This window comes from Nocardia sp. NPDC050713, assembly GCF_040654315.1.
Taxonomy (GTDB): Bacteria; Actinomycetota; Actinomycetes; order Mycobacteriales; family Mycobacteriaceae; genus Nocardia.
The window spans coordinates 112,536-128,746 of record NZ_JBFAHS010000019.1; the positions used below are offsets into that span (position 1 = coordinate 112,536).

Annotated in this window: 16 protein-coding genes; 8 read left to right on the plus strand and 8 right to left on the minus strand. The window is 69.2% G+C overall.

Translation table 11 applies throughout. The features are described from left to right. The first annotated feature begins 225 nt into the window (after positions 1 to 225). Positions 226 to 750 carry a DUF402 domain-containing protein gene (locus tag AB0H49_RS29325; protein WP_355004070.1) on the plus strand — a complete coding sequence of 175 codons (525 nt, stop codon included), beginning with the start codon at positions 226 to 228 and terminating at the stop codon, positions 748 to 750. A 381-nt stretch (positions 751 to 1,131) separates the two neighbouring features. On the opposite strand, the gene coaE is transcribed toward AB0H49_RS29325, so the two are convergent. Then, a complete protein-coding gene (gene coaE, locus AB0H49_RS29330; protein ID WP_357256046.1) occupies positions 1,132 to 2,322 on the minus strand; it encodes a dephospho-CoA kinase in 1,191 nt (396 codons plus the stop codon). 295 nt (positions 2,323 to 2,617) lie between these two features. Here coaE and AB0H49_RS29335 point away from each other — a divergent pair, with 295 nt between their 5' ends. Beyond that, entirely contained in the window at positions 2,618 to 2,830 is a 213-nt protein-coding gene (locus tag AB0H49_RS29335) for a hypothetical protein (RefSeq protein WP_355004170.1), read from the plus strand. Between the two features lie 61 nt (positions 2,831 to 2,891). Here the strand turns inward: AB0H49_RS29335 and AB0H49_RS29340 are convergent, their stop codons facing one another. From AB0H49_RS29340 to AB0H49_RS29350, 3 genes are all read right to left on the minus strand, one after another. Then, positions 2,892 to 3,335, minus strand: a complete 444-nt coding sequence (locus AB0H49_RS29340) for a MarR family transcriptional regulator (RefSeq protein WP_355004072.1) — start codon at positions 3,333 to 3,335, stop codon at positions 2,892 to 2,894. A gap of 49 nt (positions 3,336 to 3,384) precedes the next feature. Continuing rightward, entirely contained in the window at positions 3,385 to 4,380 is a 996-nt protein-coding gene (locus AB0H49_RS29345; RefSeq protein WP_355004073.1) for a zinc-binding dehydrogenase, read from the minus strand. Positions 4,381 to 4,553: 173 nt separating this feature from the next. Next, positions 4,554 to 5,981, minus strand: a complete 1,428-nt coding sequence (locus AB0H49_RS29350; protein ID WP_355004074.1) for an SPFH domain-containing protein — start codon at positions 5,979 to 5,981, stop codon at positions 4,554 to 4,556. A gap of 204 nt (positions 5,982 to 6,185) precedes the next feature. Here AB0H49_RS29350 and AB0H49_RS29355 point away from each other — a divergent pair, with 204 nt between their 5' ends. Continuing rightward, complete coding sequence (locus AB0H49_RS29355; RefSeq protein ID WP_357256049.1) at positions 6,186 to 8,441, plus strand: MMPL family transporter; 2,256 nt, start codon at positions 6,186 to 6,188, stop codon at positions 8,439 to 8,441. Here the strand turns inward: AB0H49_RS29355 and AB0H49_RS29360 are convergent. Both AB0H49_RS29360 and AB0H49_RS29365 read right to left on the minus strand, forming a co-directional pair. Then, the gene (locus tag AB0H49_RS29360; RefSeq protein WP_355004076.1) at positions 8,410 to 9,042 is read right to left on the minus strand and encodes a helix-turn-helix domain-containing protein; all 633 of its coding nucleotides are present in this window, start codon (positions 9,040 to 9,042) and stop codon (positions 8,410 to 8,412) included. The genes AB0H49_RS29355 and AB0H49_RS29360 overlap by 32 nt on opposite strands. Then, positions 9,039 to 9,737 carry a TetR/AcrR family transcriptional regulator gene (locus AB0H49_RS29365; RefSeq protein WP_355004077.1) on the minus strand — a complete coding sequence of 233 codons (699 nt, stop codon included), beginning with the start codon at positions 9,735 to 9,737 and terminating at the stop codon, positions 9,039 to 9,041. Before AB0H49_RS29365 ends, AB0H49_RS29360 begins: the two co-directional genes overlap by 4 nt. A gap of 80 nt (positions 9,738 to 9,817) precedes the next feature. On the opposite strand from AB0H49_RS29365, the gene AB0H49_RS29370 reads away from it, so the two are divergent. Further along, positions 9,818 to 10,507, plus strand: a complete 690-nt coding sequence (locus AB0H49_RS29370; protein ID WP_357256051.1) for an NAD(P)H-binding protein — start codon at positions 9,818 to 9,820, stop codon at positions 10,505 to 10,507. A gap of 182 nt (positions 10,508 to 10,689) precedes the next feature. On the opposite strand, the gene rpsA is transcribed toward AB0H49_RS29370, so the two are convergent. Beyond that, a complete protein-coding gene (rpsA, locus tag AB0H49_RS29375; RefSeq protein WP_067793196.1) occupies positions 10,690 to 12,156 on the minus strand; it encodes a 30S ribosomal protein S1 in 1,467 nt (488 codons plus the stop codon). Positions 12,157 to 12,470: 314 nt separating this feature from the next. On the opposite strand from rpsA, the gene AB0H49_RS29380 reads away from it, so the two are divergent. The 4 genes from AB0H49_RS29380 (at position 12,471) to AB0H49_RS29395 (ending at position 15,569) form a co-directional block, all read left to right on the plus strand. Beyond that, positions 12,471 to 13,325, plus strand: coding sequence for a class I SAM-dependent methyltransferase (locus AB0H49_RS29380; RefSeq protein ID WP_357256053.1), 855 nt, complete (start codon positions 12,471 to 12,473; stop codon positions 13,323 to 13,325). Between the two features lie 79 nt (positions 13,326 to 13,404). Continuing rightward, positions 13,405 to 14,142 carry an aspartyl/asparaginyl beta-hydroxylase domain-containing protein gene (locus AB0H49_RS29385; RefSeq protein ID WP_357256055.1) on the plus strand — a complete coding sequence of 246 codons (738 nt, stop codon included), beginning with the start codon at positions 13,405 to 13,407 and terminating at the stop codon, positions 14,140 to 14,142. Positions 14,143 to 14,198: 56 nt separating this feature from the next. Continuing rightward, positions 14,199 to 15,245 carry a LuxR family transcriptional regulator gene (locus AB0H49_RS29390; protein WP_357256057.1) on the plus strand — a complete coding sequence of 349 codons (1,047 nt, stop codon included), beginning with the start codon at positions 14,199 to 14,201 and terminating at the stop codon, positions 15,243 to 15,245. 9 nt (positions 15,246 to 15,254) lie between these two features. After that, the gene (locus AB0H49_RS29395; RefSeq protein ID WP_357256059.1) at positions 15,255 to 15,569 is read left to right on the plus strand and encodes a helix-turn-helix domain-containing protein; all 315 of its coding nucleotides are present in this window, start codon (positions 15,255 to 15,257) and stop codon (positions 15,567 to 15,569) included. 52 nt (positions 15,570 to 15,621) lie between these two features. Here AB0H49_RS29395 and AB0H49_RS29400 read toward each other — a convergent pair whose 3' ends face one another. Beyond that, positions 15,622 to 16,209 carry a TetR family transcriptional regulator gene (locus AB0H49_RS29400; RefSeq protein ID WP_355004083.1) on the minus strand — a complete coding sequence of 196 codons (588 nt, stop codon included), beginning with the start codon at positions 16,207 to 16,209 and terminating at the stop codon, positions 15,622 to 15,624. Positions 16,210 to 16,211: the final 2 nt, after the last annotated feature.

Here is a 16,211-nt window from a genome sequence, read left to right on the forward strand (position 1 = left end):
GCTCGGCCCCACTCCCGGCGGAGCGGAAACCGAACGGAACACTCGTGCCTGGGCCGCGGTCCAGGATATCGACAGCAGTTATCGGTTGGCAAATCCTGTAATTTCAATTTTCAATTACCCCTCGCCACCTGCTCCGACCGCGATCGCGCGGCGAACCCGCGGCACCGACAACGCGCATCGCGCGCAGGACTCGACGGAACGGCCGCGACGGTAGATTCTGACTGCATGACACAGGCACCAGCAGTGAACGTGCACCGACCCAAGGTCGAGTACTTCGATGTCGCGAGCCTGACCAACACGGACCCCAAGGGGTTCGTGCGGCCGGTCGAGAGCTACCGCGTCGAACCGTGGGGCCTGTACATGGCGCGCACCGCCGACCATCCGCAGTTCCACTACATGGAGTCCTGGCTGCTACCCGAACTCGGCCTGCGCGTAACGGTTTTCCACTACAACCCGGCGCACCGGCGCGATCAGGACTACTACCTCGACCTCGGCGAGTTCACCAGGATCGAGCCGAAGAAGTGGCGGTCGGTCGATCACTACCTCGACATCGTGGTGCGCTCCGAGCGCGAGACGATCCTGCTCGACGTGGACGAACTGCTCGCCGCGCACGCCGCGGGTCTGATCAGCGCCGCCGAAGCGGAGGCGGCCATCCAGCACGCCACCGCCGCGATCGACGGCATCGCCGCGCACGGCCACTCCCTCGACAACTGGCTCGCCACCCGCGACATCGAGTTGACCTGGCTCTGACCATTCACCCGTGAACGCCGATCGCCCGGCCGGACAGGTTCCCGCCGGGCGATCGCTTTCACCGCACTCGATGGCCTCGGTCGCTGAACCGCGCCGGTTTGCGACGGGCTTGCTCACCCGCTCCCGAGGCCACGCGCCCACGAAGAACGACGCCGTTGAGGAGAAATGCCGGAAATTCTGGGACGGCCGTTCGGTCGGCTGTCAAGATCATCCAGAAGAATGGCGGCCGCGCCGGAACCGGTTACCTCGCGGTAGCGATATCGGCGGGCATCCCGATATGACGGCCGCCACTTCCCCTGCACGCACCAGAAGCACAGCATCCGGCTTTCCGAAGAATTTCCGGTGAAGTAGTCCGAAATGGTGGATTCGCGCCGTCGACGGTCAGCCGAGCACCCGTCGATAGGCCGCGTCGAACCACGGTTCCTTGACGGCGTAGTACGCCTCCGACGCGGCGTCGTCGGCGAGCCCGGCCGCCTTGGCCTCCGCCTCGCGCTTCACCGCGAGGTACTCCTCGCGGGCCGTCGCGTCCGTGCGCAGCCAGTCGCGGAACGCCAGCGCGAACCGCTGCCCCGGCGACCCGTCCACCCGGATGTGCACGTTGGCGAGGCGGCCCGGGTCGGCGTTGCCGTGCAGCCGCTTGACCCAGCGGGCGGTGTCGGTCCCGTCCGGGTCGCCCTCGGTCGGCTTCGGGTTGTCCTGCGTGACATGCGCTTTCACCGGGAACCCGGCCGCGCCGAGCGCGTCGCGCAGTCCGTCGGCCGCCGCCAGATCCGCCACGGTGACCTGCAGATCCAGCACGTCTTTCGCGGGCAGGCCCGGCACCGCCGTGGACCCGATGTGATCGATGCGGGAGGCCGCAGCGCCGCAGGCCACCCACAGTCGCGCGATCAGCCGCTGCGCCTGCGCGGCCCATTCCGGGTCGTGCGGCGCCAGCCGCAGTTCCCGTCGCGTCGCGGGCGTCCCGGTGCGCAGATTGCGCTCGAACGGCACCAGCCGCTCCTCCCACAGCCGGTGCACCACGGCCTCGACCGCGCCCGCCGGGCCGCTGTTGTCCAGCAGGACGTCGGCCACCGCGCGCCGCTGTTCGTCGGTCGCCTGCGCCGAAATTCGGGCCCGCGCATCGGCTTCCGTGACGCCTCGGAATTCCGCGAGACGACGAATTCGAGTTTCCGCGTCGACGTCGACGATCAACACCAGATTCATCAATGGCGCCAACCCATTTTCCACCAACAGCGGAATATCTTGGACGACAATGGCGTCCGCCGGGGCCGCCGAAATCAATTCCGCGGTGCGCTTTCCGACCAGCGGGTGGGTAATGGAATTCAAGGTTGCGCGAGCCGCGTCGTCGGCGAACGCGACGGCCGCGAGCGCGGGGCGGTCCAAACCGCCGTCCGCTGCGAGGATGCCGGGGCCGAACGCCTCGACCAAGGCCGCGAGCCCCTCGGTGCCCGGCGCGACGACCTCCCTGGCGATGAGGTCGGAATCGATGATCACCCCGCCACACTCGGCGAGGATCCGCGCCACCGTCGACTTGCCAGCTCCCATGCCTCCGGTGAGGCCGATCCGCAACATTCGTTCAGTTTCGCATCCACCGCCCCCACCGGGACGACCGCCCGGCGGGTGCACACCGCGCGAACACGCGGATTACCCACTCACTTCCTGAATTTCACGCTCGGCAACGCCAATTGCCCGTTCCGTGACGCGGCCGAGACCGATTCGCAACATTTACGCCGGGGCCGTGGCGCGGCCCGACAACTTTCCGACACGCCGGGGCAATTACTTCCGCAAAATACTGTGTTCCACACTTTCGTTCCGCTAATCTTCGCCGTGGCGATCCAGGCCAGTACCAGCAAGCAAAGGAAATCCATTGGGCACCAGAATCAACCAGACGGGTCGCCACCGCCTGGGTATGGCGGGCGGGGTGCATTGCCTCGAGATCCCCGCCGTCGCGGCCGCGCTCGCCGAGCACCGCCGCTCTTGGTTCACCGCATTGATCAGTCCGGCGCGCCACAGCTTCGCGGCCATGCGAAAACGCTCCACCGTGGCCGCGACCTACTGGGTACCGGCGACCGCCAGCTGAGCTCGTTCCACGACAATGGCCCAGCCGCTCGGCTGGGCCATTCGCGTGCGCCGAGCCGGGCTCAGAGCTCGGCGCCCTCCACGACGGCGGTGAACTCGCGCACCTCGGCGCGGAAGCGGGCGAGGCCCTCCCGGTCGAGGCCGGTGGCGCCGGCGATCTTCCGCGGAACCTCCCTGGCCCGTTCGCGCAGCGCCACACCGGCCTCGGTCGGCCGCACCAGCACCGAGCGCTCGTCCTCCGCCGAACGCACCCTGCTGATCAGCCCGGTGGTCTCCAGCCGCTTCAACAACGGCGACAGGGTCCCCGAGTCGAGGTCGAGCGCCTCGCCCAGTTCTTTCACCGTCACGGTTTCGCGCTCCCACAGCACCAACATCACCAGGTACTGCGGATAGGTCAGCCCGAGGTCGTCCAACATCGGCCGGTAGAGCCGCGTGAGCGCCCGCGAGGCGGCGTACAGCGCGAAGCACACCTGGTTGTCGAGCTGGAGCTCGCTCGTCTGTGTCATGGTCACCACCTCTTTCTCGAAGGTAGTAGCCGATTGAGTGGCCCGCAATTCACCCGGCGCGATCCGGCGTTGGCGAAAGTGCGATCTTCGCATTGCGACCTGGGCGTTCGCTGGCTGCCGCCGCCTCGGCCGCGTGATCGAGCGGGTGCACCGCCGCGATGGTCAGCCGCAGTTCGCCGCCGGCGGCGAGCTCGACCAGTTCGCGCAGCACCCTGGTGCGCTCGGCGGCGCCGATCTCCTGGGCCCGCTGGGCGCCCCAGAAGCCTTTCACCACAGCCTGTTTGAAGATGAGGGTGCCGGGCGAGATGGTCCACGGCTGACCGGACAGCGCGCCGAAAGAGATCAGCTCACCGTTCGGCGCGAGCAACTCGAGCAGGTCGGCGCCCGCCGGACCACCTACCTGATCCACGGCGCGCACGATCGGCGCACCGCCGGTGGCCGCGGCGGCCTGGGCGAGCCAGCCGTCGGTCTCGGTGTCGACGACCGGTTCGTAGCCGAGTTCGCGCAGCGCGCGCACCGACGCCTGGCCGCGCACCAGATTCAGCACGCGTACGCCGCGGCGACGCGCCAGCAGATTCAGCAGTCGCCCCACCGCGCCGTTCGCGGCGTTGATCACCACCCAGTCGCCCTCTCGGACGCGCAGGTCGTTCAGCAGCACCGCGGCGCTGAAGGGCATCGCGAGCAACTGGGCGGCCGTCTCGTCGTCGATCGAGTCGGGCACCGGCAGCGCCTGCGCCGCCTTGGCGACGAAGTACTCGGCCCACACCTCCGTGGCGCCGGAGACCGCCACCCGCTGACCCACGGACCGGTCGGTCACGCCCTCGCCCACCGCGTCGATCCGCCCGACGCCTTCGGTGCCGGGGATCGCGGGCAACGGCGGCCGGTAGCCGTAGACGCCGCGGATGATCGCGAGGTCGTGGTTGTGGATCGGCGCGAGATCCAGCGCGATCCGCACCTCGCCGGGACCCGGCTCGGGCAGCGGCCGATCCGCCGTGGCCAGCACATCCTTCGGCTCCCCGAATTCTTCGATGACAACAGCTCGCACGTCCGCCTCCTTCGCTAGTGGTTCGCGATACCGGATCCAGGGTAGACCACAATTAAATTGCGCCCAATGCAATAGCCGAGTGGATCGTGTCACCCTGAGGGCCGCGGTACCCGGTCGGAGTCGGTCCACACCCTCGTCACCCGAAGCGACCAGGTGACGAGGCGGGCACAGAGTCAGTCCACCGGCGAATCTCCCGACGCCCGGCGCGCCGACCACGCGTCGATCACACCGTTCAGCTGGGCGACCACCGTCGCCAGCCCCGACAGATCGCCGCCGATCTGGTACGAGCGCAGCTCGGCGGGCGCGGGCAGTTTCGCGACGATTTCGGGCAGGTTGGCGACCAGGGTGGCCTGGATGTTGGCGTCGTTCTGCGCGTTGGCGGTGGCGACGCGTTCCCGCTCGCGCTGCACGACCAGCAGCTCGCCCTCGTGTTCGGCGCGCTGCCGCGCCGTCGTCAGCGCCAGCTCGCCGTCCACTTCCATGCGGCGTAGCTCTTGGCGCAGGCGCAGGTTCTCGAGCTGCTCGGCGTGCTGTTCGCGTTCCAGCCGCACGGCGTGCAGCGCGGTCTGCTGCGCGAGTTCGGCGACCGCGCGCTGGTCGTCGTGTTCGCGGGTGGTGCGCCGCATCCGTTCCGCGGTCTCGCGGTCGAAGCGCGCCGCCTCGTTGCGGTCGCGCAGCTGCGCGAGTTCGCGCTCGTTCTCGATGCGCCGTTCCTCGCCCGCCCGCTGCGCGGCCGCCTCCCTGGCCGAAATCGCCTCCTGCGCGGCGAGTTCCGCCAGGCGAGCGACCTGATTCTGTTCGGTGCGGTAGGGCTTCTGCAGGTTCTCCCACAGCGTCGAGGAACTGACCACCGCCTCCTTGATCTGCACGGTGACGATCCGCAGTCCGAGTCCGCGATCACCGCCGCCGGTCTGCGCGTCCCCGCTGCCTTCGGCGACCGCGCGCAACCGGGCGGTGAGCTCTTCGATGATGGGCTGCTTGTCGCTGAGGACGTCGCGCACGCCCATAGTGGACACCTTGTCCTTGATGGCGGCCTCGGCTTGCTCGCGCAACTGAATGTTGACCAGCCGCATGGGATCCTCGGCGTCGGAGAAGTCGAGCTTGCGGTACGCGGTGCCGAAATCCTCGATGATCCACTGCACGTAGCCCTGCACCAGCACGCCCTGTAGTTCCCGGCAGATGCAGTAGGCGTTGATCAGGATGGTCTGCATCGCGCCCGGCACCACGAGATAGGAGTCGGTGGCCGGGTTGTAGCGGAACGACACACCCAGCCCGATGTGCAGCGGTTCGGCGCGCCCGCGCCTGGTGTGCACGACGAACGCGTTGGGCGGCACCAGCACCGTGCGCCACCGCCAGACGCCGGTGACCCGGACCTCGACCGGTCCCGCGCCCTGCCCCTGGGCGCCGTGTCCCTGAGCGCCCAGGCCGACTCGGTCGGCCCGTTTCGCCAGCGCGCCGCGCGGCAGCATCGGAGCGCCAGGCGCTTGCGGCGCGGGCGCTCCCACGGCAGCGGGCTTGCGCGTGCGCAGATCGGTTTCCAGCGCCGCCTGCTGCGCGACGACCTGATCGAGATAGGTGTTCTTGCCCGGATTGCTCCCCATGGCCCGGCACACTACCGGCGAATCCGCCTGCTCCCAACAGTTTTCGTGCGGCGCACGACGCGGAACTCACCTTGCCGCGGACAGCTCGCTCACCGCGAACATGACGTCCGTCACAGCTGGTAGTCACTTGCAGAAAACGGGAACCCCAACCTAGGCTGACCGAGAAACCTGATAGTGACTATCAGGTACCTGACAGGAGGGGCCATGTCGCTACCGACCCTGACCAAGGAGCCCGGCCAACGACCCGTCCCGCCGCCGCGGCTGCGCGCGCTCGGACGCTGGGGCGCGGCCATGGCTCGGCACCGCCGAATCGTCCTCGCCGTCTGGCTGCTGCTCGTGGTGCTCGGCGGCGCCGCCTATCCGCTGCTGCACGATCGGCTCGGCGCGCCCGACTACACGGTGCCGGGTTCGGCGTCCAGCGAAGTGGATCGCCTTGCGGCACAACACTTCGCGCAGTTCGGCGCGGAACAGGACCTGCTCGTCTTCCACTCGGAGCGGTTCACCGCCGACGCTCCCGAATTCCGTGCCGCGGTCGACCGCGCGCTCGTCGCCGCGCGCGAGACCGCGGGCGTCACCGGCGCGCTCGGACCGTTCCAGGGCAACACCGCCGCGCAGATCTCCGCCGACCGGCACACCGCCCTCGGCATCGTCGGCCTGGAGGGCGACATGTCCGAGCGGGTCGCGGTCGCCAGCCGGTTGCAGTCGGCCGTCACCGCGATCTCCGACGCCGACATCCGCGTGGCGATCACCGGTTACGGCCCGGCCCAAGCCGATCTGATGGAGATCGAGACCGCCGACATGCAGCGCGCCGAGACCATCGGACTGCCCGTCGCGGCCGCCGTGCTCGTCCTCGCGCTCGGCGCGCTGGCCGCCGCGACGCTGCCGATCACGGTGACCGCCGCGGGCATCGCCGCGGCGGTGGGCGCGCTGTTCGGCCTGACCACCTTCCTGACCTTCGACTCGCTGGTGCTCTCGGTCGCGACCATGATCGCCACCGGCACCGCGATCGACTACGCCATGTTCATCGTCAGCCGGTTCAACGAGGAACTGACCAGGCGCGGGGTCCGTGACCGCTCGGCGCGCGCGGAGATCGACCGCGCGGTCGCCGTCGCGCTCGACACCACCGGACGGACGGTGCTCGCCTCCGGTCTCATCGTGCTGATCTCGCTCTGTTCGCTGGCCGTGGTCGGCCTGCCGATGCTCGACGGCGTCGCGATCGGCGTGGTGACGGCCGTGCTGGCCACGTTGTCGGCGGCCGTCACGCTGCTGCCCGCGCTGCTGGCGACGCTCGGTCCCGCCGTGAACCGGGGAGCGTTACCCGCGCGGTTGCGTCCCGCGGAGACCCGCTCGACGACGGCGTCGACTGCCTGGGCGCGCTGGGCGCACACCGTCATGCGCAGACCGGTGGTGTTCGGCCTGCTCGGCGTAGCCGTCTTGGCGGTGGCGGCCGCGCCGATCACCGGCATTCGCTACGGCATCGACATGGGTCTCGATTCGCTCGGCGACCGCCCGAGCGGCCAGGCGACCCGGCTGGTGCGAGACAACTTCGGCCCCGGACTGCTCGCCCCGGTCTCGGTGCTCGCGACCGGACCCGACGACGGGCCGCTGCTGAGTGCGGCGCAATCGCAAGTGCACGAGTTCGCCGACGAACTGTCCCGCGATCCGCGCGTGGCCACGGTGCTGCCCCAGCAATCGGAGGGACGGATCATGGTCACGGTGGTGCCGCGGGAGTCCTTCGACTCCACCGCCGTCGCCGAACTCACCGACGACATCCGTTCCCGCGCGGTGGAAGTCGAGGGCGCGCAGTTGCGCGTCGGCGGCACGCCCGCGACCTTCGCCGAAGTGTCCGAACGGATCACCGCCCGCTTCCCGTGGGTGATCGCCCTGGTGCTGACGGTCTCGCTGGCCTTCCTGATCTTGGCGTTCCGCAGTATCGTGCTCGCGGTCAAGGCCATTCTGCTGAACCTGCTGGCCACCGGCGCGGCGCTGGGCATCACGGTGGCCGTATTCCAGTACGGCGTCGGTGAATCCGTGCTCGGCTTCCAGGGCACCGGGTTTCTCCAGGTGTATCTGCCGATGCTGGTGTTCGCGGTGCTCTTCGGTCTCTCGATGGACTACGAGGTCTTCCTGATCCGGCGCATGAAGGAGGCGTGGGACCGCGGCAACGACAACGCCGCCGCGGTCGCCGAGGGATTGCAGCGCACCGCACGTCCGATCACCGCCGCCGCGGCCATCATGGTCGCCGTGTTCGCCAGCTTCGTGACCGCGGACGTGCTGGAGATCAAGCAGATCGGATTCGCGCTCGCGGTCGCCATCACCATCGACGCGCTCGTCGTGCGCCTGATCCTGGTGCCCGCGTTCATGCGGCTGTTCGGCCGCTGGAACTGGTGGCTGCCGCGGTGGCCGAGCAAGGTGGAAGCCGCCACCGTCAGCGAACGATCAGTTCCAGCGCATCGATGATGGATTCCACCGCCGCGGTGTAGACCACGCTCAGCGGCTCGGCGAAATCCTGTCCGGCCCAGTGATCCAGCGCCGCCACGCCGCCCCAGATGGCGGTGGAGGCGGCCATCCGGACCTTCAGGTCGTTGGGGTCGCGCCCGCAGCGTTCGGCGAACAGCTGACGGAACTGTTCCTCCAGTTCGCGCATCTGCCTGGTCTGGCCGTCCCTGACCTCCGGGAAGGCGCGCACGTAGCGCAGCCTGCGCGCGATGCGATGTTCGGAGTCCGTGGTGATCAGGGTCGCGATCATCACCGGCACCAGCGGACGCGCCACCGCGAGAAGCGCTGCGGGATCGAGGGTTTCGCCGTCGCCTGCGGTACGCAGCACCTCCAGCAGCTGCGGATCCGCCTCATCGTAGAGGACCAGCATCTCCTTGGTGCCGAAGTAGCGGTAGATCGAACTGGGTGAGACGCCCGCTTCGGCCGCCACCCGCTCGACGGTCACCTCGCGATATCCGTACGCGTCGAACAGATCCAGCGCGACCCGCTGAATCCGGCTCATCGACTCGACCTTCCTGCGCTCCCAGAGGGTGGCGGGAAACCTGCGGTGCGTCGCCGTCACAGGCCCACCGCCCGCACCAGATCGAGCATCTCGATGTGGAAAAGCTTTGCGGGATCCTGCGATTGGGGGCGCAGGTGACCGTACACCTCGAGCGCGATCGGACCGTGCATGCGGCCCCACATGCGCAGCGCCAGCGCCAGCGCGGCCGGGGGCAGATCGGGAAAGTCGGCGCGCACGTGCTCGACAAGTGCCGGGTCGAAATCCGACCACGTCGAGTCGCCGAGAGATTGGGTCGCGGCGGCGCGCGGCCAAGCGGCCGCGGCCAGTCCGACGAGTCCGTCGCAGGCACGCAGCTCCGCCGCGCGCGCGGGGCCCTCCGGCGGCGGCTGGTATCCGGACACCGGGTCGCCGTAGATCAACCGGAACCCTTCCGGATTCGAGACGGCCCAGTCCCGCACGGCCTCGCCCCAGGCGATGATGCGGCCGCCGGGGTCGTCCTCGGGAACGGCGTCCCTCGCGGCCTCCAGCCGGTCCACGAGTCCGGTGTAGACGTCGGAGATGAGGGTGGTGATCAGCTCGTCGCGGGTGGCGAAGTACCCGTACAGCGCGCCCGCGGTCATGCCCATCTCACGCGCGATGGCGCGCAGCGAGATCGCGTCCGGACCGCCCTCGGCGAGCAGGCGCCGGGCGATGGCCTTGATCTCCTCCGTCGCTTCCGCGCGCAAACGTTCCCTGCGACTCTGCACCTCGACCACGGTTGACACTCTACAGCGTGCGACTATTATCACCTGTGTCGTTACTGAACGGCGTGTAGTAAACGAACAGTGTTTAGAGGATGAGCATCGTGAAGATCGGAATTTTCGGCGCGAGCGGCGTCATCGGCGGGCGAGTGGTCGAGGAGGCGCGCATGCGCGGACACGACGTGACTGCCTTCGCGCGCGACTCGGCGCGCTTCCCCGCCGACCCGGGCGAGGTGCGCTGGCGAGTGGCGGACTGGCTGGACACCGACAGCATCGGCGCGGCCATCGCGGGCCTGGACGTGGTGATCAGCGCGGTGAATGCAGGGCACGGCATCGCCGAAACCATCGCCAACGCGAGCGCCTTCGTCACCGGCGCGCACGCCATGGTGGGCGCGCTGGAGCGGCACCCGGACATCCGGCTCATCGCCGTCGGCGGCGCGGGCAGCCTGGAGGTCGCGCCGGGACGCCAACTCGTCGACACCGGAACGGAATTCACGCGCATCCTCACCGAGGACCTCGGCGTGCCCGCCGAATACCGCGACGTCGTGCTGGCGCTGCGGGACGCGCTGAACGTCTACCGTCTCTCCAACCGCAACTGGACCTACCTGTCCCCGTCGTCGGGCTTGGTCGAGTCCGGCGCCCGCACCGGCCGCTACCGTGTCGGCGGCGACCAGCTCCTGATCGCCGACACCGACATCTCCGCCGAGGACGTGGCGGTCGCCCTCCTCGACGAAGCCGAGAACCCCCGCTTCCCCCAGCGCCGCTTCACCGTCGCCGCCGCCTGACCCACCCACTTCAATCCCCGAGCGATGCGCTCGGGGAACCACTCCCGCAGCAGATCGGCCGCGGTCTTCCCGCCGCGGCCGAACCCCTCCCCCTCGTAATCGGCCTCGACCGCGCTTTACCCCGAACAGGGCGAAGGCCCCGGTCCGTGCGGACCGGGGCCTTCGCGTGTGCTCTACCCGAATCAGGCGTTGCCGGAGAGCTTCTCCCGCAGAGCCGCCAGCTGGGCGTCGCTGGCCAGCGAACCGCCGGCGGGCTCGGCCTGGCTGGAGGAGGACTGCGCACCGCTCTCGGAGGAGTAGTTCGACGCGCCGCCGCCGTTCGCGGCCTCGGCCGCGGCGTCGGCCGCCATCTTCTCCATCTGCGCGGTGTGCATCTTGTGGCGACGCTCCGCCTCGGCGTAGCGGCCTTCCCACTCCTCGCGCTGCTTGTCGAAGCCCTCGAGCCATTCGTTGGTCTCGGGGTCGAAGCCCTCGGGGAAGATGTAGTTGCCCTGCTCGTCGTAGCTGTCGGCCATGCCGTACTTCGACGGGTCGAACTCGGCGTGGTAGTCCTCGTTCGCTTGCTTCAGCGACAGCGAGATCCGGCGACGCTCCAGGTCGATGTCGATGACCTTGACCATCGCGTCGTCGCCGACCGCCACGACCTGGTCCGGCACCTCGACGTGGCGCTCGGCCAGCTCGGAGATGTGCACCAGGCCCTCGATGCCCTCTTCGACGCGCACGAACGCACCGAACGGAACCAGCTTGGTGACCTTGCCCGGCACGATCTGGCCGATCGCGTGGGTGCGGGCGAACTGACGCCACGGGTCTTCCTGGGTCGCCTTGAGCGACAGCGAGACGCGCTCGCGGTCCAGGTCGACGTCGAGAACCTCGACGGTGACCTCGTTGCCGACCTCGACGACCTCGGACGGGTGGTCGATGTGCTTCCAGGACAGCTCGGAGACGTGCACCAGACCGTCCACGCCGCCGAGATCGACGAAGGCGCCGAAGTTGACGATCGAGGAGACCACACCCTTGCGGACCTGGCCCTTCTGCAGCTGGTGCAGGAACTCGGAGCGCACCTCGGACTGGGTCTGCTCCAGCCAAGCGCGGCGGGACAGGACCACGTTGTTGCGGTTCTTGTCCAGCTCGATGATCTTGGCCTCGATCTCCTTGCCGACGTACGGCTGGAGGTCGCGGACGCGACGCATCTCGACGAGCGAGGCGGGCAGGAAGCCGCGCAGGCCGATGTCGAGGATCAGGCCGCCCTTGACGACCTCGATGACGGTGCCCTTGACGGCCTCGTCCTTCTCCTTGAGCTCCTCGATGGTGCCCCACGCACGCTCGTACTGCGCCCGCTTCTTCGACAGGATCAGGCGGCCTTCCTTGTCCTCCTTGGTGAGAACGAGGGCCTCGACCTCATCGCCCACGGAAACGACCTCGTTCGGGTCGACATCGTGCTTGATGGAGAGTTCGCGGGAGGGGATGACGCCTTCGGTCTTGTAACCGATGTCGAGCAGAACCTCGTCGCGGTCGACCTTGACGATGGTTCCTTCGACGATGTCGCCGTCGTTGAAGTACTTGATCGTGGCGTCGATGGCGGCGAGGAAGTCCTCGGCGGAGCCGATGTCGTTGACGGCTACCTGCGGCGAGGTGACGGTGGTGGGCATGTGTCGGTTTGCTCCGGACGGATTGTGGTCGGTTGCGGACATTGGAACTTTCGGTACGCTGCGAAATCACCGCGACGATGCGACGACGGACACAGAGGAACGTACCGCACTCATCCACTTGTGAAACTCAGCACGGGCGCTCTGTTATTTCAGTGCGCTGATACGTCGGTAGATCGTTACTTCGGTACAGTCACACGTCTGTACAACAGACACTCGCGCGGTTCAGCGTACGCGACCTTGGTCCGCACGGGCAAACCGGTCTGCACGCCACGCCGGAGCGCTTCCGGCGCGCCGCGATCGTTAAGCTCACGCGCGTGTCGGAAGATCGCCATGCCCAAGCGAACGCGCTGCTCGGAACCACCGGAACCGCACGAACCAAACTGAGTTCGGCCGACAGCGAACGCGCGAGCAGGCGCTGGTGGGACGCCGACGCCGACCAGTATCACCAGACGCACGCCGATTTCCTCGGCGTCGACTCCCCCGGCGGCGAGTTCGTGTGGTGCCCCGAGGGGCTGCACGAGGGCGATATGCACTTCCTCGGCGAGGATCTGGCGGGCAAGCGCGTCCTGGAGATCGGCTGCGGCTCGGCGCCGTGCGCGCGCTGGCTGGCCGGACAGGGCGCGCTGCCGGTCGGTCTCGATCTGTCGATGGGCATGCTGGAGCGCGGGCTGGCCGCGATGGCGCGCGGCGGTCCGCGGGTTCCGCTGGTGCAGGCGGGGGCCGAGGCGCTGCCGTTCGCGGACGAGTCCTTCGACCTGGCCTGCTCGGCGTTCGGCGCGGTGCCGTTCGTCGCCGATTCCGCGCTGCTGATGCGCGAGGTGGCCAGGGTGCTGCGGCCCGGCGGGCGCTGGGTGTTCTCGGTGAACCACCCGATGCGCTGGATCTTCCCCGACGATCCCGGCCCGGCCGGTCTCACCGCGTCCATTCCCTATTTCGATCGCACCCCTTATGTAGAGGTCGACGCCGACGGCGCGGCGACCTACGTCGAGCACCACCGCACCATCGGTGATCGGGTCCGCGAGATCGTCGCCGCGGGATTGGCGCTGCGCGACATCGTCGAACCGGACTGGCCGGAATGGCTGGACCGGGAATGGGGTCAGTGGAGCCCGCTGCGCGGCGAGCTCTTCCCCGGCACGGCCATCTTCGTCACGGAGAAACCCGGACCCTGACGGCGCGGATCCCCGGTCGACACGCCGCCTCGACGGAACCATCCTCTTTCCCGCGGCTCGCCTTCCTATCCTCGCTGCCATGTCCAAGAGCCTTCGCGACCACACCTACGACGCCGCCGTGCGGCTTCTGTCCCCGCTCGAACAGCTGGTGGCTCGTACGTCCCTAGTCAGCACGGAGCCGTTCCTGGACCCCCGTGAGTTCTCCTGGACGGGCGCGATGGAGGAGAACTGGCAGACCATCCGACCCGAGATGGACAGTGTGCTGGTCCACTGCGACGACCTGCCCGCTTTTCACGAGAGCTCCTTCGATGTGGCCGCGACCTCCGACGAGCGCAGACGCACCTTCTTCTTCTGCGGCTACGGCGTCCGATCGGAGGCCAACCGGGCCCGCTGCCCCGAGACCGCGGCGCTGCTCGATCAGGTGCCGGGGCTCGTCACCGCGATGTTCTCCATCCTGCGGCCAGGCGAGCGCGTCCTGCCGCGCCGCGGGCTGTGGAACGGGGTGCTTCGCTACCACTTGGGCTTGCGCATCGCCGATCCGCGGCGGTGCGGCATCCAAGTCGGCGGGCTGACGCGGCATTGGCACGAGGGCGAGAGCCTGCTGTTCGACGACTCCTACCGGCACCGCGCATGGAACGACTCCGCGAGCGCCCGCGTGGTGCTGTCCCTCGACGTGCTGCGTCCCTGCCGCTTCCCAGGCTCGTGGGTCAACCACGCGTTCGTAGGCGCGGCGTCGCGGTCACCGTTCCCGGACTCCGGGCGCAAGCACCGCGCATGGGAACGCGGCTTGTCCGCCGAGGTCGGCAACCCGAACTGAGGTTCCGGCTCGCCGACACGCCCCGGAGCCAGGGGATTTCGCCCTAGACTTGGCCGGTGCCCAGTGCGCGGGATCTCCTCGATCGCGTCGAGCGCCACAGCCGGGCCGAGCAGACGGCGAAGCGGCTGCGCGAAGTGGTGCTCGCCGATCTCCGCGCGGCCGTCTCCTTCGACGGGCACGTCTTCATGCTCACCGATCCGGCCACCAGGGTGGGGACGTCGCCGCTGGCCGACCTGCTCGGTCTGCCCTGGGCACGGCTGCCGGAGTTGATCCGGCTGCGGTACCTGACCGAGTTCACCCGCTGGAGCGATCTACTCGATCGGAGCACGGCGGCGACGTCCTTGCGCACCGCCACCGGCGGCGATCCCGCGCGCTCGCGGGTCTGGCGCGAGGTGCTGCGCGATCTCGGGGTTTTCGACACCGCCACAGTGGTCTTCGGCGACCGCTACGGATGCTGGGGCTTCCTCGAACTGCTGCGCAAGACCCCACGCGCCTTCGACCCCAGCCAGCTCACCACCTTGGCCGCGCTGGCGGCACCGATCACCCGAGGGCTGCGCGCCGCGCTCGGCCGCACCTTTGTCGCGGAGGCGGGCGGACTCGTCCCTGCCGAACCCGCGGCCGTCGCGCTCGGGCCCGACCTGCGGATGCGTGGCCAGACTCCGGCCGCCGCGGCAGCGCTGCTGCGACTGAATCCACCGCAGGAGGCCATGCCGCCGATCCCGAACGCGGTCTACAACGCGGGCGCCGCGCTGCTGGCCGCCGAGCACGGCACACCCGTCGGCCCGTCGCGGTCGCGCGTCCATCTGGGCGGCGCCCGCTGGTTGACGGTGCGAGCGGACCGGCTCGGCGCCGAGGACATCACGGTCTCGATGGCGCCGAGCACCCCCGCCGAGCGCCTGGATCTGTTCGGGCGGGCGCACGCGCTCACTCCCCGCGAGAACGAGGTACTCGCCCTGCTCGCCACCGACCGCGAATCCCCCCGTCCCGCAAGCGTTTCGGGACTGCCCGAGCACGCGATCAACGATCACGTGAAGGCGATACTGGCCAAGTGCGGTGTGCACACGCGGCAGGGGCTGTTGTCGCGGGCGCTCGGCATCTCCTAGGAAGCGAGCATGCGTGGCGGGCAGTCTCGGTCCACCGTGCCGGGGGGCGATGAGGCTTCGGCGCGGCTGCTCGCGCTACCGTACGACGAACGAACCAGGCTGCTGGAAACCCTCGAAACCTGGTTCGGCGCGGACGGTTCCGCCGCGGCTACTTGCGAGCGGCTATACCTGCACGCGAACTTGGTCCGGTATCGCTTGCGGCGGATCGAAGAACTCACCGGCCGGCCTCTCGCGGATCCGGCGGCCGTTCGCGACCTCGGCGCAGCACTCGAAGCGCTGCCGATGCTCACCTCCCGCACGCGCGCCCGAGACGCCGCCGAGTAACGCGCCGCGAGCCGAAACGCGAACGGCCGGTCGGGCAGTCGCGGCCATCGGATCAGCCGCGGGCGGCGCCGAGTTCGGCGACCAGCGCGGTGCGCGCCGCCGTGACGTGGTCGGCGAGCTCGCCTCCGCTGCGCAGCCAGATCTCGAAGCCCGCGAAGAAGCAGGACATGCCGACCTTGGCCCACAGCAGCGGGCGCACGTCGGCGGCCGAGTCGACGCCCATCTGATGGGCGAGGTGGGCGGTGAGCAGGGCTTCGATGGCGCTGCGCTTGGCGAGGTCGCGGGCTTGCAGCGCGGGATTGGCGGCGATCAGCGCGTCGCGGGTGCGCAGCTCGTCGAGCCGGTCCGCGAAGTGCGCCACCATCGGCCCGATGACGGCGGCCAACGTCGTCTCCGGATCCTCGCCCACGGGGCGCTCGGCGAGCAGCCGGGCAAGTTCGGCGCGGTACTCGTCGTCCTCGGCGAAGAGCAGCTCGTCCTTGCCGCTGTAGTACCGGTGCAGAGTCCGGGTGCCCACCTCGGCCGCGGCGGCGATGTCGGCGATGGTCACCGCGTCGAACCCACGCTCGGCGAACAGCCGCAGCGCCGCGTCGGCGATCGCGCGCCGGGTGCGTTCCTTCTTCCGATCACGCAACGACATGG